Genomic DNA, 25,296 nt, shown 5'->3' on the forward strand with positions numbered 1-25,296 from the left:
TGGTGCCGGGCTGCGGGTGCGATCGCGTACTGTCGGCCACGATGCACAAGACCCTGATCGTAACCAACGACTTCCCGCCGCGTCCCGGGGGAATCCAGGCCTTCCTGCACAACATGGCCCTCCGCCTGGACCCCGAACGGGTCGTGGTCTACGCCTCCACCTGGAAGCGCGGCCGCGAAGGGGCCGAGGCCACGGCCGCGTTCGACGCCGAACAGCCCTTCACCGTGGTCCGGGACCGCACCACCATGCTGCTGCCCACCCCCCGGGTCACCGCCCGCGCCACCGCGCTGCTGCGCGAACACGACTGCGCGTCCGTGTGGTTCGGCGCCGCGGCCCCGCTCGGCCTGATGGCCCCCGCCCTGCGCCGGGCCGGCGCCCGGCGCCTGGTCGCCACCACCCACGGCCACGAGGCGGGCTGGGCCCAACTGCCCGCCGCCCGGCAGTTGCTGCGCCGCATCGGCGAGGGCACCGACACGATCACCTACCTCGGCGAGTACACTCGTTCCCGGATCGCCTCGGCCCTCACCCCCGCCGCCGCCGGCCGGATGGTCCAGCTCCCGCCCGGCGTCGACGAGAAGACCTTCCACCCCGGCTCCGGCGGCGACGCGGTCCGCGCCCGCCTCGGGCTCAGCGACCGGCCGGTCGTCGTCTGCGTCTCCCGGCTCGTCCCGCGCAAGGGCCAGGACACCCTGATCAGGGCCCTGCCGGGCATCCTGCGCCGGGTCCCGGACGCGGTCCTCCTGATCGTCGGCGGCGGCCCGTACGAGAAGGACCTGCGCCGCCTCGCCGAGGAGACGGGCGTGGCCGGATCCGTACGCTTCACCGGCGCCGTCCCCTGGGCCGAACTGCCCGCCCACTACGGGGCCGGAGACGTCTTCGCCATGCCCTGCCGCACCCGGCGCGGCGGCCTCGACGTCGAGGGCCTCGGCATCGTCTACCTGGAGGCCTCCGCCACCGGACTGCCCGTCGTCGCGGGCGACTCCGGCGGCGCCCCCGACGCCGTCCTCGACGGCGAGACGGGCTGGGTCGTGCGCGGTGAATCGCCGGAGGAGACCGCCGACCGCGTCGCCACCCTCCTCCTCGACCCCGGACTCCGCGCCCGCATGGGCGAGCGGGGCCGGGCCTGGGTGGAGGAGAAGTGGCGCTGGGACCTGCTCGCGGAACGGCTGCGCGCACTGCTCTGAGCGGTACGGACGTCATGCGAGGAGGCCCGGACGAATCGTCCGGGCCTCCTCGCGCACGCCTCGGGCTCAGCCCCGGTAGATCGCCTCGATCTCGTCCGCGAAGTCCTTCGCCACCACGTTCCGCTTCAGCTTCAGGGACGGGGTGATGTGCCCCGCCTCCTCCGTGAACTGGGCGGGCAGCACGCGGAACTTGCGGACCGACTCGGCCTTGGACACCGCCGCGTTGCCGTCGTCGACCGCCCGCTGGACCTCCGCCAGGAGCTCCGGGTCGTCGCGCAGGGACGCCGCCGTCGCACCGGCCGGCTTGCCGTGCTCGGACGCCCAGCGGCCGAGGAACTCCTCGTCCAGGGTGACGAGCGCGCCCACGAACGGACGCCCGTCGCCGACCACCATGCACTCCGCGACCAGCGCGTGCGCCCGGATCCGGTCCTCGATGACCGCCGGGGCGACGTTCTTGCCGCCCGCCGTCACCAGGATCTCCTTCTTCCGGCCGGTGATCGCCAGGTAGCCGTCCTCGTCGAGCGTGCCGATGTCGCCCGTGTGGAACCAGCCGTCCGCGAGCGCCTCGGCCGTCGCCGCCTCGTTGTTCCAGTACCCCGTGAAGACGTGCTCGCCGTGCAGCAGCACCTCGCCGTCGTCGGCGATCCGCACCACCGAGCCCGGCAGCGGCTGGCCGACCGTGCCGATCTTCTGCCGGTCCCACGGGTTGAACGCGGTCGCCGCGCACGACTCCGTCAGGCCGTAGCCCTCCAGGACGGTGAAGCCGATGCCCCGGAAGAAGTGGCCGAGCCGCTCGCCCAGCGGCGCGCCGCCCGAGATCGCGTGCTCGCCGCGCCCGCCGAGGACCGCCCGCAGCTTGCCGTAGACCAGCTTGTCGAAGACCTTGTGCTTCAGCCTCAGGCCGAAGGACGGACCCTGCGGGGTGCCGAGCGCCCGGCTGTACGCGATGGCCGTGTGCGCGGCCCTGTCGAAGATCTTGCCCTTGCCGTCGGCCTGCGCCTTGGCCCGCGCCGAGTTGTAGACCTTCTCGAAGACCCGGGGCACGCCCAGGATCAGCGTGGGCCGGAACGAGGCCAGCTCGTCCGTGAGGTTCTTGATGTCCGGGACGCAGCCCAGCTTGATCGGCGCCATCACGGACGCCACCTCGACGAGCCGCCCGAAGACGTGCGCGGCGGGCAGGAACAGCAGCACCGAGCACTCGCCGGTGCGGAAGAGGGGCTTCAGCCGCTCCACCACGTTGCCGCACTCGGCGAAGAAGGCCCGGTGGGTCAGGACGCAGCCCTTGGGGCGGCCCGTGGTGCCCGAGGTGTAGACGATCGTCGCCGGGTCGTCCGCGTTCGCCGCCGACATGCGCGCGTCGAGCAGCTCGTCGGAGACGCCGGCCCCGTCGGCGGTGAGGCGCGCGACCGCGTCGTCCTCGATCCGCCACACGTTCGTCAGCTCCGGCAGGTCCGCCCGGACCGAGGCCACCGACTCCTCGTGCGCCGCGGTCTCCACCAGGACGGCGGTCGCGCCCGAGTCGCCCAGGATCCACTGGATCTGCTCCGGCGAGCTGGTCTCGTACACCGGCACGGTCACGCCGCCCGCGCTCCAGATCGCGAAGTCGAGGAGCACCCACTCGTAGCGGGTGCGGGAGAGCAGCGCGACGCGGTCGCCCGGCTCCACCCCCGCGGCGATCAGGCCCTTGGCGGCCCCGCGGACCTCGGCGAGGAAGGCGGTGGCGGTGACGTCCGTCCAGACGCCGTCGACCTTGCGCCCCATCACGGCGACGTCTGGGTGCTGGGAGGCGTTGCGGCGGATGAGATCCGTCAGGTTGCCGTCCGCGGGGACCTCGTACAGGGCCGGAAGGCTGAACTCGCGCAAGACTGCTGCTCCTCATCGGGCGCCGGCGCCACGGCTCTGTGTGATGCACCGGTGTAGTCCATATTCGGTCAGGTGCTCAGTGGGGGTGAGCACGACTGGACTGCCCGGACGTTACCCATCAGTACATGGTTCTCGATAGGGGGTCCCGGCCAGATGTTCCGTGCGTCACACACGCATGACGGTGCTCCGCGAACAGTAGTCCACCGGTTTCCCGACGCGGAAGTAACCGCAGGTAGGGGGGTTGGGAGCCGGTCCGGGAGCCGGTTCCCGGGCCCGTCCCCGGGGTGCCCCCTAAGGTGGCCCCATGCGAGTCCATGTGGTCAGTGACGTGCACGGCAACGCCGGCGACCTCGCCCGGGCGGGGGAGGGCGCCGACGCCCTGATATGCCTCGGCGACCTGGTCCTCTTCCTCGACTACGCCGACCACGGCAGGGGCATCTTCCCCGACCTCTTCGGCGTCGAGAACGCCGACCTGCTCGTCGAGCTGCGCACCGCCCGCCGCTTCGACGAGGCCCGTGACCTGGGCCGCCGCCTCTGGGCCGAGCTGGGCGTCGACCGCACCACCGCCATCGAGGCCGCCGTGCGCCGCCAGTACGCCGAACTCTTCGCCGCCTTCCCCACCCCGACGTACGCCACCTACGGGAACGTGGACATCCCCCGGTTCTGGCCCGAGTTCGCCCGGCCCGGGACGACCGTCCTCGACGGGGAGCGCGTCGAGCTCGGCGGCCTCGTCGTCGGCTTCGTCGGCGGGGGCCTGCGCACCCCGATGCGCACGCCGTACGAGATCTCCGACGAGGAGTACGCGGCGAAGGTCGAGGCGCTCGGCGAGGTCGACGTCCTCTGCTCCCACATCCCGCCCGAGGTGCCGGACCTGACCTACGACACGGTGGCCCGCCGCTTCGAGCGCGGCAGCCGGGCCCTGCTCGACGCGATCCGGCGCACCCGGCCGCGCTACGCCCTCTTCGGCCACGTCCACCAGCCGCTGGCCCGGCGGATGCGGATCGGCGCGACCGAGTGCGTCAACGTCGGCCACTTCGCCTCGACCGGCAGGCCCTTCGCCCTGGAGTGGTGACCCCCCGGCCCCCGGCCTTCGCGTACGGGGCCGGGCCCGGGGCGCGATAGCCTGCCATCGGCACGTCTGTGCCCCTTGACTTCCGCCGGACCGCACAGTGGAGGAGCCACCGCGATGGCCGAACACACCAGCTCGAGCATCACCGTCGAGGCGGCGCCGGCCGACGTCATGGGCGTGATCGCCGACTTCGCCCGCTACCCCGAGTGGACGGGCGAGGTGAAGGAGGCCGAGGTCCTGGAGAAGGACGCCGCCGGCCGCGCGGAGAAGGTCCGGCTGCTCCTCGACGCGGGCGCGATCAAGGACGACCACACCCTCGCGTACACCTGGACCGGCGCCGACGAGGTCAGTTGGACCCTGGTCAAGTCCCAGATGCTCCGCTCCCTCGACGGCTCCTACCGCCTGACCCCCCTCGACGGCGGCGAGCGCACCGAGGTCACCTACCAGCTCACCGTCGACGTCAAGATCCCCATGCTCGGCATGATCAAGCGCAAGGCCGAGAAGGTCATCATCGACCGCGCCCTGGCGGGCCTGAAGAAGCGCGTGGAATCCGGCGCGTAGACGCTGCGCGGCGGGGCGGGGCACGGCTCCGGGGGTACGGCCTCCGGGCGGGCCCCGTGCCGGGCGGGTCCCATGTCGGACGGGCCCCGCATCGGGGGGTCTCCGTGTCGGGCGGGCCCCGTGCCGGGCGGGTCTCCGTGCCGGGCCGGACCCGCGCCGGGTGTGCCGTCGGCGCAGGGGCGGAGCCCGGCCGGGGCGAGGCCCCGGGGGCGAGGGCGGGTGCCGTCACCGCGTCCGGACGGATGCCGCCTCCGGCTCGGGGCCGAGCCTCGTCGGACCGGACCCGCGTCGGCCCGGGGACACGGTCTTCCGTTTCCGGACGGGCCCGGCCGCCGGGCCGACGCGGTGCGTTCCGGTGCCCGGGGCCGGTGCGCCCTCGGTTCCGGGACCGTCGGGCCCGGTCCCCGGTCGCGTCCCGTGAGGGCCTCGTCCCGGGGGTCCCGGACCCGACCCCGCCGGAGGCGGGTAGCGTCCTCCGCATGCGGATCATCCTTGTCACCGGCCTCGGCGGCGCCGGGCGCACCACCGTCGCCGCCGCGACCGCCCTCGCCGAGGCGCGGGCCGGGCGGCGGGTGCTGCTCGTCTCCGAGGACGCCGAGGGGCTGCCGGACGGCGGCGGCCTCCGTGTGCTGCGGCCCGAGCCCGCCGCCGACTTCCGCCGCGAGTTCCTCGCCCTCCAGGCCCGCTCCGGCGTCGCCCTCGACCTGCTCGGCGCCGCGCCCTTCGAGGACGCCGAGCTGACCGAGCTGCCCGGCAGCCGCCCCTTCGCCCTGCTGCGGGCCCTGCGCGAGGCCGCCGGCGGCGACCACGAGCTCGCCGTCGTCGACCTGCCCCCGCTCCCCGAGGCCCTCGCCGTCCTCGCGCTCCCCGAGCAGCTCCGCCGCTACCTGCGCCGGCTCCTGCCCCCGGAGCGGCAGGCCGCCCGCGCCCTGCGCCCGATGCTCGCCCAGCTCGCCGGGGTCCCCATGCCCGCGCAGTGGCTGTACGAGACCACCGCCCGCTGGGAGGCCGAACTCGCCGCCGTCCAGGCCGTCGTCGAGGACCCCGCCACCACCGTACGGCTCGTCCTCGAACCCGGGCCCGCCGCCGCCCGCGCCCTGCGCACCGCCCGCCTCGGCCTCGCCCTCCACCGCCTCCGCCTCGACGCCGTCGTCGCCAACCGGCTCCTTCCCGCCGGCTCCGAGGACCCCTGGCTCGCCGGACTGACCGCCGAGCAGCACCGGCACCTGGCGGAGCTCCGTACTGCCGGCGCCGCGCTCCACGAGCTCCCGCACCTCGGCCGCGCCCCGCGCGGGGCCGACGACCTCGCCCTCCTCGCCCCCGCCCCGGCCGCCGCCGCGCCCGGCCCCCTGCCCGACTGGACCGTCGAGGACCGGCGCGAGGCGGACGGCGTGCTGGTCTGGCACCTCCCCCTGCCCGGCGCCGTCAAGGAGGAGCTCTCCCTCGTCCGGCGCGGCGACGAGCTGCTCCTGACCGCCGGACCGTTCCGCCGCGACCTCCCCCTCCCCGGCGCCCTGCGCCGCTGCACCGTCACCGGCGCCGGCCTCGTCGACGGCGACCTCCGCGTCCGCTTCACCCCCGACCCCGGGCTCTGGCCCCGTACGCCCTGACGCCCGTGTACCGTCGAAGTACAGCCGACTGAGGAGTGCGCCATGAGCGATCCGGACGCCTGGGCCGAGGCGTGCGCCGAGGACCTGGAGGCGGAGAAGGCCCGCCGCCGGGCCGAGCGCGGGGCCGGCCCCGGATCGGCCGCCGAGGAGTTCCGCAAGCTCTTCGACGCCGTCGCGGGCAAGGTCTCCGAGGGCTTCGGCAACCCGCTCCTCACGGGGCAGGCCGTGCGCACCGTCCAGCAGCTCGTCGACCAGGCGAAGGCCGCCGTCGAGCCCGTCGTCGAGCGCAACCCGCAGGTCTTCGACCACCTCGCCGCCGCCGGCAACGAGATCCTCGCCGCGTACCGCTCCGCCGTCGAGGGCCACGAGACCCGCTGGACCCGCGAGGAGACCCCCGCGGAAGAGCCCCCGCGGACGCCCCGCGAGGACGGCGAGGGGCCCGGAACCGGCCAGCACATCGACCTGGATTGATCAGGACGCGCCTCCCCCTCGGGTACGGTGGGCCCTAGCGGGGCTCGACCGAAAACTGAGGGACACATGGGACTCACCATCGGCGTCGACATCGGCGGCACGAAGATCGCGGCCGGCGTGGTCGACGAGGAGGGCAACATCCTCGACACGCACAAGGTGCCCACCCCGCCGACCCCCGAGGGCATCGTCGACGCGATCAGCACGGCGGTCTCCGAGGCCGGCACGGGCCACGCGATCGAGGCCGTGGGCATCGGCGCCGCCGGCTACGTCGACGACAAGCGCGCCACCGTCCTCTTCGCGCCGAACATCGACTGGCGGCACGAGCCGCTCAAGGACAAGGTCGAGCAGCGCGTCGGCCTGCCCGTCGTCGTCGAGAACGACGCCAACGCCGCGGCCTGGGGCGAGTACCGCTTCGGCGCCGGCCAGGGCCACGAGGACGTCATCTGCATCACCCTCGGCACCGGCCTCGGCGGCGGCATCATCATCGGCAACAAGCTGCGCCGCGGCCGCTTCGGCGTGGCCGCCGAATTCGGCCACATCCGGGTCGTCCCCGACGGCCTGCTCTGCGGCTGCGGCAGCCAGGGCTGCTGGGAGCAGTACGCCTCCGGGCGCGCCCTCGTCCGGTACGCCAGGCAGCGCGCCAACGCCACCCCGGAGAACGCCGAGGTCCTGCTCGGCCTCGGCGACGGCACCCCCGAGGGCATCGAGGGCCGGCACGTCAGCCAGGCCGCCCGCGCCGGCGACCCGGTCGCCGTCGACTCCTTCCGGGAGCTGGCCCGCTGGGCCGGTGCCGGCCTCGCCGACCTGGCCTCGCTCTTCGACCCCTCGGCGTTCATCGTCGGCGGCGGCGTCTCGGACGAGGGCGACCTCGTCCTCGACCCGATCCGCAAGTCCTTCCGGCGCTGGCTGATCGGCGGCCAGTGGCGGCCGCACGCCCAGGTCCTCGCCGCCCAGCTCGGCAACAAGGCCGGCCTGGTCGGCGCCGCGGACCTGGCCCGCCAGGGCTGACCCGTACGGAAGCATCCGCGCGGAGCCGTACGACGACCGCCCGCCGCGTCCCCTCGGACCCGGCGGGCGGTCGTCGTATGTTGACCCCCATGGCGATCACCGAACTGCCCAACTCCCGCACCGAGGAAGACGGTTCGGCCGTCCTCCGGGTCCTGAGCTACAACGTCCGCTCGATGCGCGACGACGAGGACGCCCTCGCCCGGGTCATCCGGGCCTGCGCCCCGGACGTCGTCTTCGTCCAGGAGGCCCCGCGCTTCTTCCGCTGGCGCAAGCACGCCGCCCGGCTCGCGGCCAAGAGCGACCTCGTCGTCCTGAGCGGCGGCGCCACCGCGGCGGGGCCCCTGCTGCTCTGCTCCCTGCGAGCCACCGTGGAGCGCACCGAGGACGTGCTCCTCCCGCTCACCCCCGGCCTGCACCGCCGGGGCCTGGCCACGGCGGTCGTCCGCTTCGCCGGGGCCCGGGTCGGTCTGATCAGTTGCCACCTGAGCCTGCGGAAGGACGAGCGGTACGCCCAGGCCGGCATGGTCCTCGACCGGGTCGCCGCCCTCGGCACCCCGTACGCCCTCGTCGCGGGCGACCTCAACGAACGGCCCGGCGGCCCCGCCTTCACCCGGCTCACCGAGCGGCTCCGGGACGGCTGGGCCGTCAGCCCGTGGGGCGGCGAGCACACCTCGACCCCCGAGGACCCCCACCAGCGCATCGACGCGGTCCTGGCCACTCCCGGGATCGAGTTCCTCGGCTGCGGGGTCCCGACGGACCTGGACCCCGCCGACCTGAAGGCGGCCACCGACCACCTGCCGGTCCTCGCGGCGGTCCGGGTGCCCGCCGCGCAGGACCGGGGGTCCTTCTAGACGACCGCCCCGCGACCCGGGTCGTCGAAGCCGTCGTCATCGTCGTCGTCGTGCTTCATGCGGGCGACCAGGGTCGCGAAGCCGCCCAGGAAGCCGCCCACGCAGAGCGTCGTCAGCCACCAGGTCATGTCCCACTGGAGCAGCACGGTCACGAGCAGCAGGACCGGGCCGCCGATCACGCCGAGCCAGGCGAACTTGGCCGTCGCGTCCGCCTCCGGCAGCGGGGGCGGCTCCGGCGGCACGAAGTGGCCCTCGTCCGAGCCGTCGGCGCCCTCCTCGGGCTCGGCGGGGGAGTAGTCCCGGGGGCCGGCGGGCCGCACCCCGGGCGCGAACACGATCGAGCCGCCGAGCACCGGCTTCTCCGAGCCGGCCCCGTCCGCCCGCTCGTCCGTCCCCGCCTCCTCGTCCGATCCGGAAGCACCGGAAGAAACGCCGGACGCGCCGGACGTCCCGGAAGCACCGGGTGCCCCAGAAGTACCGGAAGCACCGGACGCCCCGGACACCTCAGACGCACCGGAAGCACCGGCCGTCCCGGCTCCGCCGTCCTTCTTCGGCTTCCAGACCAGGTCCGGCTTCCCGGCCGCCCCCGGCGCGGGCGCGGCCCCGCCCTTCCCGTCCCCGGCCTCGTTCACGTCCTCCGGCTCCGGCAGCGACAGGTTCTCGATCGGCCGGAACGGCTTCGTCCCCGGCGGGTCCGCGGGCTCCTCGCCGTACCCCGCGACGATCGCGGCCCAGGCCGCCTCCTCGTCGATGGGCTGCGGCTCCCGGTCTCCGCCGTCCTGCTGCTCAGCCACCGCTCCTGCTCCCCTTCCCGCCGACCGGTTCCGGCGCGAGACGCTCGACGAGGGCCCAGCTCTCGTCGAAGATCCGCTCCGCGTCATGGTCCAACGTCGCCACGTGGTAGCTCTGTTCCAGCAGGACCTCCCGGACGTCCGTCGAGGAGACCCGGCTCAGGATCCTCGCCGAGTCGGCCGGCGGCACCACGTGGTCCTGGGGGCTGTGCAGCAGCACCAGCGGCTGCGTGACCTGCGGCAGCTCCCGGTCGACCGTACGGAAGAACTGCCGCAGGGAGTGCGCCGAGTGCAGCGGCACGCGGTCGTAGCCGACCTCGGTCACGCCCTCCTTGGCGATGTCGTTGGCCACGCCCTTCGTGGTGGGGACCAGGTGCCGGACGACCGGCAGCGCGTGCGCGGCCACGCCGTGCACCTTGTTCCCCGGGTTGACCAGGACGAGCCCCCGCACCGCGTCCCCGTGCCGGGCGGCGAGCCGCAGCGCGAGCGCCCCGCCCATGGAGAGGCCGAAGACGAAGACGGTCCCGCACCGCTCCCGCAGCTCGCGCAGCGCCCGGTCCACCTCGGCGTACCAGTCGTGCCAGGTGGTGATCCGCATGTCCTGCCAGCGGGTGCCGTGCCCCGGCAGGAGCGGCACCGACACCGACAGGCCGCGCCCGGCCAGGTACTCGGCCCACGGGCGCATCGACTGCGGGGAACCGGTGAATCCGTGACAGAGAAGGACGCCGACCTCTCCGCCCTCATGGCGGTACGGCTCGGCTCCGGGAAGGACCGGCACCGGGGTCTCCTGTTCGCTCGGCTTCGCGTTCGCCCCCGGACGCGTCCCCGGGGGCGCCCTGGGTGCGCCTCCGGTGCGCCGAAGCGACGGAAAATGGGGAAGGGACTTCACCGTACGCGACCGGACCGACACCGACCAGGGCCGTAGCGGGGGGCGTACGCCGGTACGGGATAAAGTCGGGGCCCTACGGCACACGGAAGGCATGGCGAGTTGATCTACGGCGCAATGAAGTTCTCCCTCGGCGGGTCCCTGAAGCTCGCCTTCCGGCCCTGGGTGGAGGGCCTGGAGAACGTTCCCGCCGACGGCCCCGCCATCCTGGCGAGCAACCACCTGTCCTTCTCGGACTCCTTCTTCCTGCCGGCCGTCCTGGACCGCAAGGTCACCTTCATCGCCAAGGCCGAGTACTTCACCACCCCCGGCGTGAAGGGCAAGCTCACCGCCGCCTTCTTCAAGGGCGTCGGCCAGCTCCCGGTGGACCGCTCGGGCGCCCGGGGCGCCGGCGAGGCGGCCATCAGGGCCGGCATCGAGGTCATCGAGGGCGGCGGCCTCTTCGGCATCTACCCCGAGGGCACCCGCTCGCCCGACGGGCGCCTCTACCGGGGCAAGCCCGGCGGCCTGGCCCGGGTCGCCCTGGCCACCGGCGCGCCCGTGATCCCGGTCGCCATGATCGACACCGAGAAGATCCAGCCGCCCGGCAAGCTCGTCCCCAAGCTGATGCGCCCCGGGATCCGGATCGGCAAGCCGCTGGACTTCACCCGCTACCAGGGCATGGAGGGGGACCGCTTCATCCTCCGCTCGGTGACCGACGAGGTCATGTACGAGATCATGAAGCTGTCCGGCCAGGAGTACGTCGACATCTACGCCACCGCCGCCAAGCGGCAGATCGCGGAGGCGGAGAAGGCGGCCAAGGAGGCCGTGAAGGCCGAGATCGCCGCCCGCGAGGAGTCGGGCGCGTAAGCGGCACCGCCCCGCGAGGATTCCGGGGCGCGGAAGGACCACCCCGTCGGGGGTGCCGGGGGCGGGGGAGAGATGGCCGAGCGCGAGCGCGTCGTACGCATGTCGGTCGAGCAGCCGCTGTGGCGGGCGCTGACCGGGTACCGCGTCCTGACGATGGTCTACGCGGTCCTGATCTTCGTCTTCGGCCACGAGCGGTACGAGCGGCCCTGGGTCGGCGTCGTCTACCTGGCGGTGCTGTGCGTCTGGAACCTCGCCACCCTCCCCAAGGTGGCGAACGCGGCCGGGTGCACCCGGCGCTTCCTGGGCGCCGACCTCGCCGTCGCCCTCACCGGCATCCTCCTCACCCCGCTCGCCGACGCCCACGCGCAGTCGGTCGACGGCTCCACCCTGCCCTCCATATGGACCGCGGGATCCGTCCTCGCGTTCGCCATCAAGGGCGGCTGGCGCTGGGCCGGCTTCGCCTCCTCCCTCGTCGCCGTCGCCAACGTCGTCGAGCGCGGCCACCCCACCCGGGACACCGTCCACAACGTGATCCTGGTCTGGGTCGCCTCCATCGCCATCGGGTACGTCGTCGAGGTCGCCCGCGCCTCCGAGCGCACCCTCGCCCGCGCCCTGGAGATCGAGGCCGCCACCCGGGAGCGGGAGCGGCTCGCCCGCGACATCCACGACGGCGTCCTCCAGGTCCTCGCGATGGTGCAGCGCCGCGGCACCGCGCTCGGCGGGGAGGCCGCCGAACTCGGCCGGATGGCGGGCGAGCAGGAGGTGGCCCTGCGCACCCTGGTGGCGGGCGGGCTCGCCCGGCCCAGCCTGGTCTCCGAGGACGAGTCCGAGGGGGCCGTGGTCCGGGTCGTCGAGGTGGACGACGAGGCCGACGACTCGGCCCCCGTCGACCTGCGCACCCTGATCGCCCCGCGCGCCGGGTCCCGGACCACCCTCTCCGAGCCGGGCGCGCCGGTCCTCCTCCCGCCGCCCGCCGCCCGCGAGCTGGCCGCCGCCGTCGGCGCCGCCCTGGACAATGTGAGGGTCCACGCGGGCGAGGACGCCCACGCCTGGATCCTGATCGAGGACTGGTCCGACGAGGTGGTCGTCACCGTCCGGGACGACGGGCCCGGCATCCCGGACGGCCGCCTCGCGCAGGCGGAGGACGAGGGCCGGATGGGCGTCGCCCTCTCCATCCGGGGGAGACTGCGGGACCTGGGCGGCAGCGCCGAGGTCGTCTCGGTCCCCGGGCAGGGCACGGAAGTCGAGTTGAAGGTCCCACGGGGGAAGGCGGGAAAGCAGTGAACGAGCAGCCGATCAGGGTCATGGTCGTCGACGACCACCCGATGTGGCGGGACGCGGTCGCCCGCGACCTGGCCGAGTCCGGTTTCGACGTGGTCGCGACCGCGGGCGACGGCGAGCAGGCCGTGCGGCGCGCGGCGGCGGCCGCCCCCGACGTCCTCGTCCTGGACCTGAACCTGCCGGTCAAGCCCGGCGTCCAGGTCTGCAAGGAGCTCGTCGGGGCCCGGCCGGACCTCAGGGTCCTCGTCCTCTCGGCGAGCGGCGAGCACGCCGACGTCCTGGAGGCGGTCAAGTCCGGCGCCACCGGCTACCTCCTGAAGTCCGCCAGTACGGAGGAGCTGATCGACGCGGTGCGGCGCACGGCCGCCGGCGACCCCGTCTTCACCCCCGGCCTGGCCGGCCTGGTCCTCGGCGAGTACCGCCGGCTCGCCTCCGAGCCCGCCCCGGCCGCCGGCGGCGACGAGCCGAGGGCCCCGCAGTTGACCGAGCGCGAGACCGAGGTCCTGCGGCTCGTCGCCAAGGGCCTCAGCTACAAGCAGATCGCCGAGCGCCTGGTCATCTCGCACCGCACGGTGCAGAACCACGTCCAGAACACCCTCGGCAAGCTCCAGCTCCACAACCGGGTGGAACTCGTCCGGTACGCCATCGAGCGCGGCCTCGACGACGCGTAGAAACCCCCGGGGACCCGGCCCCCGGGACCCGGCGCGGTGGCCACGGGGGCCGTATATTCACGCGTACGAGACGTACGCGTGCGTATACGGCCCGTCACCGCGAGGGACCGCAGAGAGCGGACAACGAGGGGAAACCGTGGAAATCCTGGCATTCGGCGTGCAGGCGGACGAAAGGCCCCTCATCGAGCGGGCCTTCGAGGGGTACCACGACGTCCACTGCCTGGACGTCTTCCTCACCGAGGACACCGCCCGCATCGCGGCCGGCTACGAGATCATCTCCACCAGCGTCAACGCCGTCCTGGACCACCGCGTCCTCCAGACCCTCGCCGCCGGCGGCACCCAGATGATCGCCCAGCGCTCCACGGGCTTCAACAACATCGACCTGGAGGTCGCCGAGCGCCTCGGCCTCACCGTCGCCCGGGTGTCGTACTACTCGCCGTACTCCGTCGCGGAGTTCGCCTGGACCCTCGCCATGGCCGTCAACCGCCGGATCGTCCGCGCCTCCAACCGCACCCGCGACTTCGACTTCCGGCTCGACGGGCTGATGGGCCGCGACCTGCGGGGACGTACGGTCGGCGTCCTCGGCACCGGCAAGATCGGGGAGGCCTTCACCCGGATCGCCCACGGCTTCGGGATGAAGCTCCTCGGCTGGGACGTCGCCGAGAACCCGGCCTGCGTCGACCTCGGCATGCGGTACGTCGGGAAGGAGCGGCTCTTCGCGGAGGCGGACCTGATCAGCCTCCACGTGCCGCTGCTCCCCGCCACCCGGCACCTCGTCGACGCCACCGCCCTCAAGGCGATGAAGGACGACGCCATCCTGGTGAACTCCAGCCGCGGCGGGCTCGTCGACACCGAGGCCCTGGTCACCGAGCTGCGCGCCGGGCGCTTCGCGGGCGTCGGCCTGGACGTGTACGAGGCGGAGGCCGGGCTCTTCTTCCTCGACAAGTCCCTGGAGGTCGTCGAGGACGACACCCTGGCCCGCCTGGTCACCTTCCCGAACGTGGTGGTCACCTCCCACCAGGCGTACTACACGACGGACGCCGTCGGCCAGATCGTCGACACCACCCTCCGCAACGTCCTCGACTACACGGCGGGCCGGCGCGGCGAGAACGTCCTGGTCCCCAGGACCGGCTGACCCGGCCGCCGGGCCCCGGGGACCTCCGGGCCCTCAGACCAGCACGCCCGCGAGGAGCGAGGCCGTCAGGGCCGCGCCCTCCGTCGTCAGGACCGACTCGGGGTGGAACTGCACCCCGGCGAAGCCGGGCCCGCGCAGGGCGTGCACCTCGCCGGTCCCCGGGTCGCGGCTGACCTCGATCCGGTGCAGCGCCAGCTCCTCGGCCGCCCGGTCGTCGCAGCGGGCGGTGAAGCTGTTGTAGAAGCCGACCGTCCGCTCCTGCCCGAAGAGGTCGATCCGCACCTGGGCGCCCTGGAACGGCACCCGCTTGCGGACGATCTCCAGGCCCAGCTCGGCGGCGATCAGCTCGTGGCCGAGGCACACTCCGAGCAGGCCGTGGCGGTGGTCGCGGACCAGGTCGGCGGTGAGTCCGCGCAGGAACCGCATCTTCGGGTCGGCCGCGTCCGAGGGGTCGCCGGGCCCCGGGCCCAGGACGACCGGCCCCTCGTGCGCGAGCGCCAGCTCCCGCAGCCCCGGCTCGTCGTACCGGAGCACCGACACCTCCAGACCGGAGGAGCGCAGGACGTGCGCCAGCATCGCGGTGAAGGTGTCCTCGGCGTCCACCACGAGCGCGTGCCCGGACAGCTCGGCGGACCGCACCTGCATCCTCAGCCAGAACGGCGCCAGGTCCGCCCGGCGCGCGTCGAGCGCGGCCCGCACCCGGGGGTCGTCGGCCAGTCGGGGGGCGACGGGGCCCTCCGCCGCCGGCCGGCCCTCCCGCACGCCCAGCGCGGTGAGGATCCCGGCCGCCTTGGCGTGGGTCTCGGCGACCTCGCCCGCCGGGTCGGAGTGCCGGACGAGGGTCGCGCCGACCGGCACCCGCAGCCGCCCGTCGGCGGCGATGTCGGCCGTACGGATCAGGATGGGGGAGTCCAGCGTCTGGGCGCCGGTCCCGTCCGTGCCGAGCAGGGCGAGGGCCCCCGCGTAGTAGCCGCGGCCCCCGGCCTCGTGGCGCTCGATCACCCGGCAGGCGTTCTGCACCGGCGACCCGGTCACGGTCGCCGCGAACATCGTCTCCCGCAGCACCTCCCGCACGTCCAGCGAGGACCGGCCGCGCAGCTCGTACTCGGTGTGGGCGAGGTGGGCCATCTCCTTCAGGCGCGGGCCGATCACCACCCCGCCCCGGTCGCCCACCGTGCACATCATCTTCAGCTCCTCGTCCACCACCATGGACAGCTCCTCGGTCTCCTTGCGGTCGCCGAGGAAGGCGAGCAGGTCCTCCGGGGTGGGGGCGGCGCCGGCCGGGTAGCGGTACGTGCCGCTGATCGGGTTCATCACGACCGTCCCGCCCGACATCCGCACGTGCACCTCGGGGCTGGCCCCGACCAGCGTCCGCTCCCCGGTGTGCACGACGAAGGTCCAGTACGCGCCCCGCTCGCCCGCGAGCAGCCGCCGGAACAGGGCGAGCGCGTCGGCGCGCCCGAAGCCCGGGACCTGCCCGGTGTAGGTGCGCCGGATGACGAAGTTCGCGCCCTCGCCGGAGCCGATCTCCTCGTCGATCACCCGCCGCACGGTCTCCGCGTACTCCTCGTCGGAGACGTCGAACCCGCCCGCCTCGACGGCCACGTCGTGCGCCGGGAGTTCCGCCAGGACGGCCGCGAGCGGCAGCTCGTACGTCTCGTCGGGGACGAGCACGGAGAGCGGGGTGCCGTCGTCGCGCACGTCGAAGCCGCGTTCCCGGATCTGCCGGAAGGGCACGAGCGCGAGCGTCGGCAGCGGGCCCACGGGCAGCTCCGCGAGGCGCTCGGCCTCGTGGACCCGGCCGATCAGCACCTCGACGGTGTCGTGGTCGCGGCCCGGGGTGCGCCTGCGCAGCAGGGCGAAGGGAGGGCAGGAGTCGTCGAGCAGACGGGAGAGGTCCATGGGGTCCGTCGTTCCTTCCGGTGGGAGTGCGGAGAGGAACGGCCCCGGATACGGGAAAGGCCGCCCCTCGGGCGGCCTTCGCGTGTGTCGGTGTACGCGCAGTCAGTGGGCCGCCGGATGAGCGGTCCACCACCAGTCCTGGTTCAGGGGCGCGTGCATGCGAGCACTGTAACCCGGCCGGGCACGGAAACGGGGCCCGGTCCACACCGCGGACGGTGCGGGCCGGGCCCCGGAGCGGTCCGGCCGTGCGGTCAGAGGACCAGGTCGTAGACCTCCCAGCCGCCGCCGACCTTCACCCGGGGGGAGAAGAGCGTGCTCGTGCCGGTGCCCGGGAAGGTCCAGAGCGCGCCCGAGGCCTCGCGCGCGACGAAGTCCGCCCTGCCGTCCAGGTTCAGGTCGCCCGGACCGATCAGGCCCCGGTAGGCCTGCCAGCCGTTGCTGATCTTCAGCCGGGGCTGGAAGAGCGCGCTCGTGCCGGTGCCCTTGAAGATCCACATGCCGCCGGTGGTGTCGCGGGCCATCACGTCGGGCTTGCCGTCACCGGTCAGGTCGCCGGTGCCCACCAGCTCGTCGTAGAGGGTCCAGCCCGCACTGACCTTCACCCGCGCGGCGAACGGCGTCACCGGGTCGCCGGTGCCCTTGAACAGCCACAGGACGCCGCTCTTCTCGCGCGCCAGCAGATCGGCCCTGCCGTCGCCGCTGATGTCGCGGACGCCCACCATCCTGTCGTAGATCTGCCAGCCGGCGCTGACCCTGACCCTCGGCCTGAACGGCACGGACGGGTTCCCGCTGCCCGGGAAGTACCACGTGACGCCGGTGGTGTCCCGGGCGAAGACGTCCCCGGTCCCGTCCGCCCGCAGCGCGGTCATCGGGGTCACGGTGTCGTACGTGTTCCACCCGGCGCTGATCCGGTACCGCGCCAGGAACGGCGCGGAGGCGTTTCCGCTGCCCTGGTGCTGCCAGAGGACGCCGGAGGTGTCCCGGGCGAGGAGGTTGTAGCGGTCGTCCGCGGCGACCGGGGCGGCGCCGGGGGCCTCGGTGACCTCGCTCTGCCTCACCCAGACGATCTTGTGGTGGAAGCGGATCGGCACGTACAGGGTGGATCCGACGACGTTCTTCTGGGCGGAGCCGAACCACTCGTCGCCCCGCACCGCCGGACCGGCCTTCGCGTAGGCCTGGCCGGGGGCGAAGGCGAACCTGGTCAGGGAGGCGCCGTCGTCGGCCGGGGGCTTCAGGCCCGCGGCCGTGTAGGCGGCGGTCTCCGGGAAGGAACGGCCGTAGACCGCGGCGGCGGACAGGCCCGGCGCCACCTTCACGGTCGTGGCGCCGGGCACCGGGACGGTGTACTGGCCGCCGGGGTTCTGGAACCAGGCCTTCTTGCCCGCGTACCAGATCGCCGTCCAGTCCCCCCGGGTCTCGGCCACGACGTACTGGCCGCCGGCGCGGACCTTGTTGCCGTAGTTCGAGCCCAGGGTCCACAGCGACGAGAAGTAGGGGTCGACGAGGGTCGCCGAGGCGGCCGACGGCTCCGTGTGGAGGTAGACGAAGTTCGACGGCCGGGGCGAGGCGTTCACGACCTTCTTGGTGGCCTCGTCCTCGTAGGCCAGCTCCGGCTGGTTCGCCGTGGTGAACGGCGGCACCACGCGGACCACCTGTCCGGCCCGGAGCAGACCGCCCGCTCCCTTGTCGCCCTGCGGGGCGCCCAGGAGGGACATGTAGTGGTTCCAGTCCCAGTACGGGCCCGCGTCCCAGTGGAGGTCCTTGACGCCGGCGTCCGTCTGGAGCGCCACCTCGTCGTGGCCGATGATGTGCTCGCGGTCGATCGGCACGCCGTACTTCTGTGCCAGGAACTTCACCAGCTCCGCGGAGGAACGGTACTGCGGCTCGGTGTACCAGCTCCCCTCCTTGATGGCGAAGCCCTCGTGCTCCACACCGATGCTGTGCATGTTGTGCGTCCAGTTGCCCGCGTGCCACGCCAGGTGCTTGTTCTCCAGCATCTGGGTGACCTGGCCGTCCTGGGCCCGGATCAGGTAATGGGCGCTGCCGAGCCCCTTCGGGTCGGTCAGCACGTCGAGCGCGCCCTGATAGGGGCCCTCGGTGTCGTGGATGACGATCTGGCGGATGTCCGTGCCCTGGTTCGGGCGGTCCCCCGGGGTGTAGTTGCGCGAGCCGGCGGGGTCCGTCCTGACCGGTACGAAGACGCAGTTCAGGCCCGCGGGGCACTCGGGGGTCGGGACCGTCGCCGTGCTCGCGAAGCTCGCCGCCAGGGGGACGTTCGCCGGCTTGACCGGCTCCGCCGACGGATCGGCCGGCAGGGCGACCGGCTCGCCGTCGAGGGTGACCGCCCGCTCGCCCTCCCTGATCGACTCGAAGACGCGCTTCGCGAAGAGGTCGGCGCCCTTCTTCTCCGGCGACTGGCTGTAGCGCGCCACGGCCGGGTACCAGTCGCCCGGCTCCCCGGACAGCTCGGCGCCCGCCTGCTTCTGGTAGTCGGCGAGCAGCGCGGCACCGGCCCGGATGGAGGCGCCGGTGTCGTTCCGGACGGCCTCGGTGGAGCTGCCGATCAGCTCGGCGGCCTCGTCCAGGGTGTGCAGGCGCGGGTCGTCGGTGTCGACGAGCGCCTTCTCCAGGATGCGCCGGACCTGCTCGCGGTCGAACTTCTTCGCGATCTCCGGCCGGCCGGAGCCGTCGAAGTGGTCGATCTGCTCGTCGGTGACCTCCCGCGCGACGTCCCCGGGCTCGACCTTCGTGAGCCCCATCACGTTGTACGCGCCGGTCGTGCTCGGCTCGCCATCGTGCGACTCCCAGCGGGTCTGCTGGTACGACACCGCCATCAGCACGCTCTGCGGCACGTCGAACTCGCGCGCCGCGCTCGCGAACTGCTCCTGGAGCGAGGCGCCCCCGGACGCTGCGCCCCCGGACGCCCCTCCCAGGAGGCCGGGGGAGGCGACCGCGAGGCCGCCGATCGTGGCCGTGGCGGCGACCGCGGCCGCCGCTCCGTAGAGAAGACGTTTCTTCCTGCGGTCCCTGCGGTGTCTCCGGCTCACGCCACCCACCCCTGTGTTCACCTGTGTTCGACCGTGTTGTCGAGAACTGTGTCGTCGAGAAACGGGCCGAGATTAGCACCGCTCACCGACATGAAGATCAGCGGCCGACATTCCGGGCAGTCGTCTCAGCCACTGGTCGGTGGGACAGGACCGGACGAAGAACCCCGTAATGTGGTCCGTGTGACCGTGAACGCTGATTCCCACGCCGTCGCCGAGGCGACCTGGCGAGACCTGCCCGCGGCGCAGCAGCCCGAGTACCCCGATGCCGAGGCTCTGCGCGATGTGATCGCGGACCTCGAGTCGTATCCTCCGCTCGTCTTCGCCGGCGAGTGCGACCAGCTACGCGCCCGGATGGGAGCCGTCGCCCGTGGCGAGGCGTTCCTGCTCCAGGGCGGCGACTGCGCCGAGGCCTTCGACGCCGTGTCCGCCGACCACATCAGGGCCAAGCTCAAGACGCTGCTCCAGATGAGCGCCGTCCTCACCTACGCGGCCTCCGTGCCCGTGGTGAAGGTCGGCCGCATCGCCGGACAGTACTCCAAGCCCCGCTCGAAGGGGACCGAGACCCGCGACGGCGTGACCCTGCCGACGTACCGCGGCGACTCGGTCAACGGCTTCGACTTCACCGAGGCCGCCCGCGTTCCGGACCCCGAGCGCCTGAAGCGGATGTACAACGCCTCCGCCTCCACGCTCAACCTGGTGCGCGCCTTCACCACCGGCGGCTACGCCGACCTGCGCCAGGTGCACGCCTGGAACCAGGACTTCGTGAAGTCGTCCCCCTCGGGCCAGCGCTACGAGGCGCTCGCCCGCGAGATCGACAACGCCCTGAACTTCATGAAGGCCTGCGGCACCGACCCGGCCGAGTTCAAGGCCGTCGAGTTCTACGCCTCCCACGAGGCGCTGCTGCTCGACTACGAGGGCGCCCTGACCCGTACGGACTCGCGCACCGGCAAGCTGTACGACACCTCCGGCCACATGGTCTGGATCGGCGAGCGCACCCGCCAGCTCGACCACGCCCACATCGAGTTCGCCTCGCGGATCGCGAACCCGATCGGCATCAAGCTGGGCCCGACCACCTCGGTGGACGAGGCGCTCACGTACATCGACCGCCTCGACCCGGAGCGCGACCCGGGCCGGCTGACCTTCATCGTCCGCATGGGCGCCGACAAGGTCCGCGACAAGCTCCCCGAGCTGGTCGAGAAGGTCACCGCCTCCGGCGCGGTCGTCGCCTGGGTCACCGACCCGATGCACGGCAACACCTTCGAGGCCGCCTCCGGCCATAAGACCCGCCGCTTCGACGACGTCCTCGACGAGGTCAAGGGCTTCTTCGAGGTCCACAAGGAGCTGGGCACCCACCCCGGCGGCATCCACGTCGAGCTCACCGGTGACGACGTCACCGAGTGCGTGGGCGGCGGCGACGAGATCTTCGTCGACGACCTGCACCAGCGCTACGAGACGGCCTGCGACCCCCGCCTGAACCGCAGCCAGTCGCTCGACCTGGCGTTCCTGGTGGCGGAGATGTACCGCGATCAGTAGGTGGTTTCCTACGACGACGGGGCGCGGATCCTTGTGATCCGCGCCCCATCCTCGTTTTCGGGTCTTTTACGGCCCCGGTCCTGCGGGTAAGGTTAGGTTAACCTAAACGATCTCGGCGGGAGGTGAACCGCGTGTACGTCTGCTCATGCTTCGGTGTCACGGAGAAGCAGGTCAAGGAGCACGCGGACGCGGGCGCCTGCACGCCCCGGCAGATCGCCTCCGCCTGCAAGGCCGGCACGGACTGCGGTTCCTGCGTCCGCCGCATCCAGGCCATTCTCGGGCGCGGCAACTGCCCCCGGCGCGACCTGGTGGACCGGGGTGTTCCGGCCCTGGCGGCCGAGACCGCCGTCGCTCCCGCCGCCGTCCTCGGCGAAGCCGCCTGACCCGGGGCCGTCCGGCCGCCGCGGGGACTCAGCTCGGCTGCTCGATGAGCGTCGAGATGTAGAGCGCCTCGCCCAGCGACTCGATCAGTTCGAGCTGCGTGTCCAGGTAGTCGATGTGGTGCTCCTCGTCCGCGAGGATCTCCTCGAAGAGGTTGGCGGACGTGATGTCCCCCTTGGCGCGCATGACCTCGATGCCGCGCTTGAGGCGGTCGATCGCCTCGACCTCGACCTGGCGGTCCGCCTGGAACATCTCGGTGACGGTCTGGCCGACCCGCACGTGGAAGAGCCGCTGGTAATTGGGCAGGCCGTCGAGCATCAGGATGCGCTCGGTCAGCTTGTCCGCGTGCTTCATCTCGTCGATGGACTCTTCACGGGTGTACTTGGCGAGCTTCGTCCACCCCTTGTTGTCCTGGATGCGGTAATGCAGCCAGTACTGGTTGATGGCGGTGAGCTCGCCGGTCAACTGCTCGTTCAGGAACTCGAGGACCTCGGGGTCGCCCTGCATCGCACAGGCTCCTTCCACTTCACACGGTGTGTCCACGCCATAACTGGGCAGGATGGCCGCATCCTCGCACCCCGAATGGGGGGCGTCCAGTAAGTGCAGGCTTAGTGGGAGTTGCCCCAATGGTGTCGTCGGAGTGGTCGCCTGGTCATGACCATCCCTTGCGGTCTGTCACCATGGATGACATGGGTCAGCCGGAGAGCGGAGTACACCGGGAAGCGGGTCGGTCGGGCCGTTCGCCGGACCTCCCGCCGGGACAGCGGATCCAGCGCGGCTGGCCGGTCACCCACTACGGGCCCGTCCCCAAGTTCAAGCCGGACCGCTGGGAGTTCCGCGTCTTCGGGGCGACGGCCGACGGCGACAAGCGCTGCTGGAACCACGAGGAGTTCTCGGCCCTGCCGTTCTCCACGGTCGTGGCCGACCTGCACTGCGTCACGAAGTTCAGCATGCTCGGGGCCGAATGGGGCGGCGTCCCCGCCCGGACGATCCTGGAGCTCGCCCCGCCCGCGCCCCAGGTCACCCATGTGATGGTCTGGGCCGAGTACGGCTACAGCGCCAACATGCGGCTCGCCGACTTCGCCTCGGACGGCACGATCTTCGCCACCCACAAGGACGGGGAGCTGCTCACCGCCGAGCACGGCTTCCCGCTCCGGCTCGTCGTCCCCCACCTGTACGCCTGGAAGGGCCCGAAGTGGGTCCGGGGCGTGGAGTACATGGCCGCCGACCGGCGCGGCTTCTGGGAGGAGCGGGGCTACCACAACCTCGGCGACCCCTGGCGGGAGCAGCGCTACTCGTACCAGGAGGAGCCGGGGGACGGCCCCGAGCTCTGACCCTGCCGGCCGCTCCTCGGGGGTGACTCTCAGGGGCGCAGCTTCTTCAGGAGGTCCACGTCCGCCCGGTGCCCCTCCTTGCCGCCGGGCGTCTCGATGACCAGCGGCACCCCCTCCGTCGCCGGGTGGCGCAGCAGCTCCCGGAAGGCGTCCTCGCCGATGTGACCGGCGCCGATGTTCGCGTGCCGGTCCTTGTGGGCGCCCACCACGTCCTTGGAGTCGTTGGCGTGGATCAGCTTCAGCCGTCCCGCGCCGACGGTCTCCACGAGCAGGTCGAGGGTCTGCGCCGCCCCGGACGGGCCCGTCAGGTCGTGCCCGGCGGCGAACACGTGACACGTGTCCAGGCAGACGCCCAGCTTGGGGTGGCGGTCGAGGGCGTCGAAGTACGGGCCGAAGTCCCAGGTCCGCGAGCAGAGCGAGGAGCCCTGCCCGGCCGTCGACTCCAGGAGCAGGTCCGGGTCGTCCGGGTGCGTCAGCTCGTCGAGCAGCGGCAGCAGCCGCTCCCGCACCTGGGCGAGCGCCACCTCGCGCGGCCGGCCGCCGGTCGCCGAGCCGGTGTGCACCACCACGCCCTTCGCGCCGATCTCCCGGCCCCGGCGCAGCGAGTGCCGCAGCGACTCCACCGACCTCTCCGCGGTGGCCTCGGTGTGCGAGCCGAAGTTGATCAGGTAGGGGGCGTGGACCCAGGCCGAGAGCGACGCCTCCGCGCACTCGGTCCTGAACCGCTCGTCCTGGGCCGGATTGCCGGCCGGGGTGGCCCAGCCGCGCGGGTTGGCGACGAAGACCTGCACGGTCTCGGCGCCCAGCTCGCGGGCGTAGCCCAGGCCGACCGTGGCGAGACCGCCGGCCACGGGGACGTGGCCGCCGACGGGGTTGCGCATGGGTGTCTACAGTCCCTTGATCGTGAGGATGACCGTGGAGCCCTCGGGGGCGGTGGAGCCGCCCTCCACGGACTGGCTCGCGACCGTGTCGCCGAGGTACGGGAAGGACTTCTTCAGCTTCACCTCGAAGCCCGCGTCCTCCAGGGCGGTGCGCGCGTCCGCGGTCGTCTCGCCGGTGACGTCGGGGACCTCGACGAGGGCGGGGCCCTTGGAGACGGTGAGGGTGACGGTGTCGCCCTCGGCGGCGCGGCTGCCCTCCGGGAGGGACTGGGCGGCGACCGCGCCGGCGTCCTCGGGGGAGTCGACCCGCTCGGGGGCGACCCGGACGGTGAGCCCGGCTTCCTGGAGCGCGGCCGTGGCGTCGGCGACGGTCTCGCCGGTCACGTCGGGCACGTCGATCGGGGCGCCCTTGCTGACGACCAGGGCGACCGCCGAGTCGGGGGCGCGCTCGGTTCCGGGCTCGGGGTCGGAGCCGATCACGGCCCCCTTGGCGACGGAGTCGCTGAACTCGCGGGTGACCACCCCCGGGGCCAGCCCCTCCTCCTCCAGGGCCTTGCGGGCCTCGGCGAGCGGCTTGTTCCGGAGGTTGGGCACCTTCACGATCTCGGGGCCCCGGGAGAGGGTGAGGACGACCGTGTCGTTGCCCCGCAGGCGCTCGCCGGGGGCCGGGTCGACGGCCATGACGGTGCCGCGCTCGTACACGTCGCTGAAGGCGCGCCTCGTCGTGCCGACGTCCAGACCGGCGTCGGTGATCCGCTTCGTCGCGGCGGCCTCGGTCTGGCCGAGGACGGCCGGGACGCGGGTGAACTGGCCGGAATTGATGTACCAGACCCCGGCGCCCAGGCCGAGGACGAGCAGGACGGCGGCGATCACGAGCAGCGGGCCGCGCGGGGGCAGCCGGCGGGCGCCGGGGACGGTGGGGGCCGGGGGCGGCTCGGGCGCCGGCATCCGGCCGGTGTGCCGCACCTCCCGGACGTCGTCCTCCGGCGGCGGGAGGTCGATCACGCTGGTGCGCTCCTCGGCCGGCACGGCGCGGGCGATCACGCTCGTCCGGTCCTCGGCCGTGTCCCGGGCGCCGGGCCGTGCCTGCGGCGGCACCGCGTCCAACTGCGCGTCGGTGAGCGCGGCGCGGGCCTCCAGGACCAGGCCGAGCAGGGCGGCGGCGTCGTGCGGACGTGCCTCGGGGGCGCGGGCCGCGGCGGCCGCGACCAGCCCGTCGAGCTCCGGGGCCAGGCCCGGCACGGCGGCCGAGGGCGCGGGCACGTCCGTGTTCAGGTGCCGGTAGAGCACCTGGGCGGGCGTGTCGCCCGCGTGCGGCTTGGCGCCCGTCAGCATCTCGTACAGGACGACGCCGCAGGCGTACACGTCGGCACGGGTGTCGGCGGTGCCGTGCTCGATCTGCTCCGGCGCCAGGTACGAGACCGTGCCGAGGACCGAGCCGGTGGTGGCGGTCGCCGAGCCCACGGCCCGTACGAGACCGAAGTCCGCGACCTTCACCCGGCCGTCGTCCCCTATCAGGACGTTCTCCGGCTTCATGTCCCGGTGCACGAACCCGGCCCGGTGCGCGGCGCCGAGCGCGGCGAGCACCGGCTCCAGGATGTCGAGCGCGGCCCGGGGCGCCAGGGCGCCCCGCTCGCGCAGCACGTCGCGGAGGGTGCAGCCGGGCACGTACTCCATCGCCAGGTAGACGTACGCGCCCTCGGCGCCCTGGTCGAAGACGCCGACGACGTTGGGGTGGGCGAGCCGGGCCACCGACTTCGCCTCGCGGATGAACCGCTCGACGAAGACGGCGTCGGCCGCGAGCTGCGGGTGCATCACCTTGAGCGCGAGGACGCGGTCGAGGCGGGTGTCGACGGCCCGGTAGACCGTGGCCATCCCGCCGACGGCGATGCGCGCGTCGACGCGGTAGCGGCCGTCGAGCAGCCGCCCGACGAGGGGGTCCTGAAGGGTCGTGTCCACGGCGACGAGTCTACGAGCCGCGCACACGC

23 protein-coding genes are annotated in these 25,296 nt (G+C 73.2%); 14 read left to right on the forward strand and 9 right to left on the reverse strand.

The window, feature by feature from the left end; all coding sequences use genetic code 11:
• The first annotated feature begins 41 nt into the window (after nt 1–41).
• The gene (locus tag ACFYNX_RS08965) at nt 42–1,184 is read left to right on the forward strand and encodes a glycosyltransferase family 4 protein (protein ID WP_365541082.1); all 1,143 of its coding nucleotides are present in this window, start codon (nt 42–44) and stop codon (nt 1,182–1,184) included.
• 66 nt (nt 1,185–1,250) lie between these two features.
• Here ACFYNX_RS08965 and ACFYNX_RS08970 read toward each other — a convergent pair whose 3' ends face one another.
• On the reverse strand, nt 1,251–3,047 hold the full coding sequence (locus ACFYNX_RS08970) for an AMP-dependent synthetase/ligase (protein WP_388659196.1): 1,797 nt from the start codon (nt 3,045–3,047) through the stop codon (nt 1,251–1,253).
• A gap of 316 nt (nt 3,048–3,363) precedes the next feature.
• On the opposite strand from ACFYNX_RS08970, the gene ACFYNX_RS08975 reads away from it, so the two are divergent.
• The 6 genes from ACFYNX_RS08975 to ACFYNX_RS09000 all read left to right on the forward strand — a co-directional run bounded on the left by ACFYNX_RS08975 (nt 3,364) and on the right by ACFYNX_RS09000 (nt 8,617).
• Nucleotides 3,364–4,119: a metallophosphoesterase gene (locus ACFYNX_RS08975; protein WP_365541135.1), complete on the forward strand. Its 756-nt coding sequence runs from the start codon at nt 3,364–3,366 to the stop codon at nt 4,117–4,119.
• Between the two features lie 114 nt (nt 4,120–4,233).
• A complete protein-coding gene (locus ACFYNX_RS08980) occupies nt 4,234–4,677 on the forward strand; it encodes an SRPBCC family protein (RefSeq protein ID WP_365541078.1) in 444 nt (147 codons plus the stop codon).
• A 479-nt stretch (nt 4,678–5,156) separates the two neighbouring features.
• Nucleotides 5,157–6,287 carry an ArsA family ATPase gene (locus ACFYNX_RS08985; RefSeq protein WP_388659199.1) on the forward strand — a complete coding sequence of 377 codons (1,131 nt, stop codon included), beginning with the start codon at nt 5,157–5,159 and terminating at the stop codon, nt 6,285–6,287.
• 42 nt (nt 6,288–6,329) lie between these two features.
• A complete protein-coding gene (locus tag ACFYNX_RS08990; protein WP_388659201.1) occupies nt 6,330–6,758 on the forward strand; it encodes a DUF5304 domain-containing protein in 429 nt (142 codons plus the stop codon).
• A gap of 66 nt (nt 6,759–6,824) precedes the next feature.
• A complete protein-coding gene (locus tag ACFYNX_RS08995; RefSeq protein ID WP_365541074.1) occupies nt 6,825–7,766 on the forward strand; it encodes an ROK family glucokinase in 942 nt (313 codons plus the stop codon).
• An 89-nt stretch (nt 7,767–7,855) separates the two neighbouring features.
• Nucleotides 7,856–8,617, forward strand: coding sequence for an endonuclease/exonuclease/phosphatase family protein (locus tag ACFYNX_RS09000; RefSeq protein ID WP_365541072.1), 762 nt, complete (start codon nt 7,856–7,858; stop codon nt 8,615–8,617).
• Here the strand turns inward: ACFYNX_RS09000 and ACFYNX_RS09005 are convergent.
• On the reverse strand, nt 8,614–9,411 hold the full coding sequence (locus ACFYNX_RS09005) for a hypothetical protein (protein WP_388659204.1): 798 nt from the start codon (nt 9,409–9,411) through the stop codon (nt 8,614–8,616). The genes ACFYNX_RS09000 and ACFYNX_RS09005 overlap by 4 nt on opposite strands.
• Nucleotides 9,404–10,186, reverse strand: a complete 783-nt coding sequence (locus ACFYNX_RS09010) for an alpha/beta fold hydrolase (protein ID WP_365541068.1) — start codon at nt 10,184–10,186, stop codon at nt 9,404–9,406. The genes ACFYNX_RS09005 and ACFYNX_RS09010 overlap by 8 nt, the downstream gene beginning before the upstream one ends.
• 225 nt (nt 10,187–10,411) lie before the next feature.
• Here ACFYNX_RS09010 and ACFYNX_RS09015 point away from each other — a divergent pair, with 225 nt between their 5' ends.
• From ACFYNX_RS09015 to ACFYNX_RS09030, 4 genes are all read left to right on the forward strand, one after another.
• Complete coding sequence (locus ACFYNX_RS09015; protein WP_030205630.1) at nt 10,412–11,143, forward strand: 1-acyl-sn-glycerol-3-phosphate acyltransferase; 732 nt, start codon at nt 10,412–10,414, stop codon at nt 11,141–11,143.
• A 72-nt stretch (nt 11,144–11,215) separates the two neighbouring features.
• Nucleotides 11,216–12,427 carry a MacS family sensor histidine kinase gene (gene macS / locus ACFYNX_RS09020; RefSeq protein ID WP_388659207.1) on the forward strand — a complete coding sequence of 404 codons (1,212 nt, stop codon included), beginning with the start codon at nt 11,216–11,218 and terminating at the stop codon, nt 12,425–12,427.
• Nucleotides 12,428–12,447: 20 nt separating this feature from the next.
• On the forward strand, nt 12,448–13,095 hold the full coding sequence (locus ACFYNX_RS09025; RefSeq protein WP_365541133.1) for a response regulator transcription factor: 648 nt from the start codon (nt 12,448–12,450) through the stop codon (nt 13,093–13,095).
• Between the two features lie 136 nt (nt 13,096–13,231).
• Nucleotides 13,232–14,230: a 2-hydroxyacid dehydrogenase gene (locus ACFYNX_RS09030; RefSeq protein ID WP_388659210.1), complete on the forward strand. Its 999-nt coding sequence runs from the start codon at nt 13,232–13,234 to the stop codon at nt 14,228–14,230.
• 33 nt (nt 14,231–14,263) lie between these two features.
• Here the strand turns inward: ACFYNX_RS09030 and ACFYNX_RS09035 are convergent, their stop codons facing one another.
• From ACFYNX_RS09035 to ACFYNX_RS09045, 3 genes are all read right to left on the reverse strand, one after another.
• Nucleotides 14,264–16,132 carry an anthranilate synthase family protein gene (locus ACFYNX_RS09035; RefSeq protein WP_388659212.1) on the reverse strand — a complete coding sequence of 623 codons (1,869 nt, stop codon included), beginning with the start codon at nt 16,130–16,132 and terminating at the stop codon, nt 14,264–14,266.
• 102 nt (nt 16,133–16,234) lie between these two features.
• Nucleotides 16,235–16,291, reverse strand: a complete 57-nt coding sequence (locus ACFYNX_RS09040; protein WP_365541131.1) for a trp operon leader peptide — start codon at nt 16,289–16,291, stop codon at nt 16,235–16,237.
• 92 nt (nt 16,292–16,383) lie between these two features.
• The gene (locus tag ACFYNX_RS09045; RefSeq protein ID WP_388659215.1) at nt 16,384–19,179 is read right to left on the reverse strand and encodes an N-acetylmuramoyl-L-alanine amidase; all 2,796 of its coding nucleotides are present in this window, start codon (nt 19,177–19,179) and stop codon (nt 16,384–16,386) included.
• 180 nt (nt 19,180–19,359) lie between these two features.
• On the opposite strand from ACFYNX_RS09045, the gene ACFYNX_RS09050 reads away from it, so the two are divergent.
• On the forward strand, nt 19,360–20,712 hold the full coding sequence (locus ACFYNX_RS09050; RefSeq protein ID WP_125658340.1) for a class II 3-deoxy-7-phosphoheptulonate synthase: 1,353 nt from the start codon (nt 19,360–19,362) through the stop codon (nt 20,710–20,712).
• Nucleotides 20,713–20,834: 122 nt separating this feature from the next.
• Nucleotides 20,835–21,095, forward strand: coding sequence for a (2Fe-2S)-binding protein (locus ACFYNX_RS09055; protein WP_365541056.1), 261 nt, complete (start codon nt 20,835–20,837; stop codon nt 21,093–21,095).
• 28 nt (nt 21,096–21,123) lie between these two features.
• Here ACFYNX_RS09055 and bfr read toward each other — a convergent pair whose 3' ends face one another.
• Nucleotides 21,124–21,600 (reverse strand): bacterioferritin, encoded by a 477-nt coding sequence (bfr, locus tag ACFYNX_RS09060; RefSeq protein WP_062756446.1) that lies wholly within the window; start codon nt 21,598–21,600, stop codon nt 21,124–21,126.
• A gap of 182 nt (nt 21,601–21,782) precedes the next feature.
• Between bfr and ACFYNX_RS09065 the strand changes: the two genes are divergently transcribed.
• Nucleotides 21,783–22,427 carry a sulfite oxidase-like oxidoreductase gene (locus ACFYNX_RS09065; RefSeq protein WP_388659220.1) on the forward strand — a complete coding sequence of 215 codons (645 nt, stop codon included), beginning with the start codon at nt 21,783–21,785 and terminating at the stop codon, nt 22,425–22,427.
• A 29-nt stretch (nt 22,428–22,456) separates the two neighbouring features.
• On the opposite strand, the gene ACFYNX_RS09070 is transcribed toward ACFYNX_RS09065, so the two are convergent.
• The gene (locus ACFYNX_RS09070; RefSeq protein ID WP_388659222.1) at nt 22,457–23,308 is read right to left on the reverse strand and encodes a deoxyribonuclease IV; all 852 of its coding nucleotides are present in this window, start codon (nt 23,306–23,308) and stop codon (nt 22,457–22,459) included.
• 6 nt (nt 23,309–23,314) lie between these two features.
• Nucleotides 23,315–25,267, reverse strand: a complete 1,953-nt coding sequence (gene pknB / locus ACFYNX_RS09075; protein WP_365541051.1) for a Stk1 family PASTA domain-containing Ser/Thr kinase — start codon at nt 25,265–25,267, stop codon at nt 23,315–23,317.
• Nucleotides 25,268–25,296: the final 29 nt, after the last annotated feature.

Origin of the sequence: Streptomyces sp. NPDC007872, assembly GCF_042868165.1 — a bacterium.
In the GTDB taxonomy this organism is placed as follows: Bacteria; Actinomycetota; Actinomycetes; order Streptomycetales; family Streptomycetaceae; genus Streptomyces.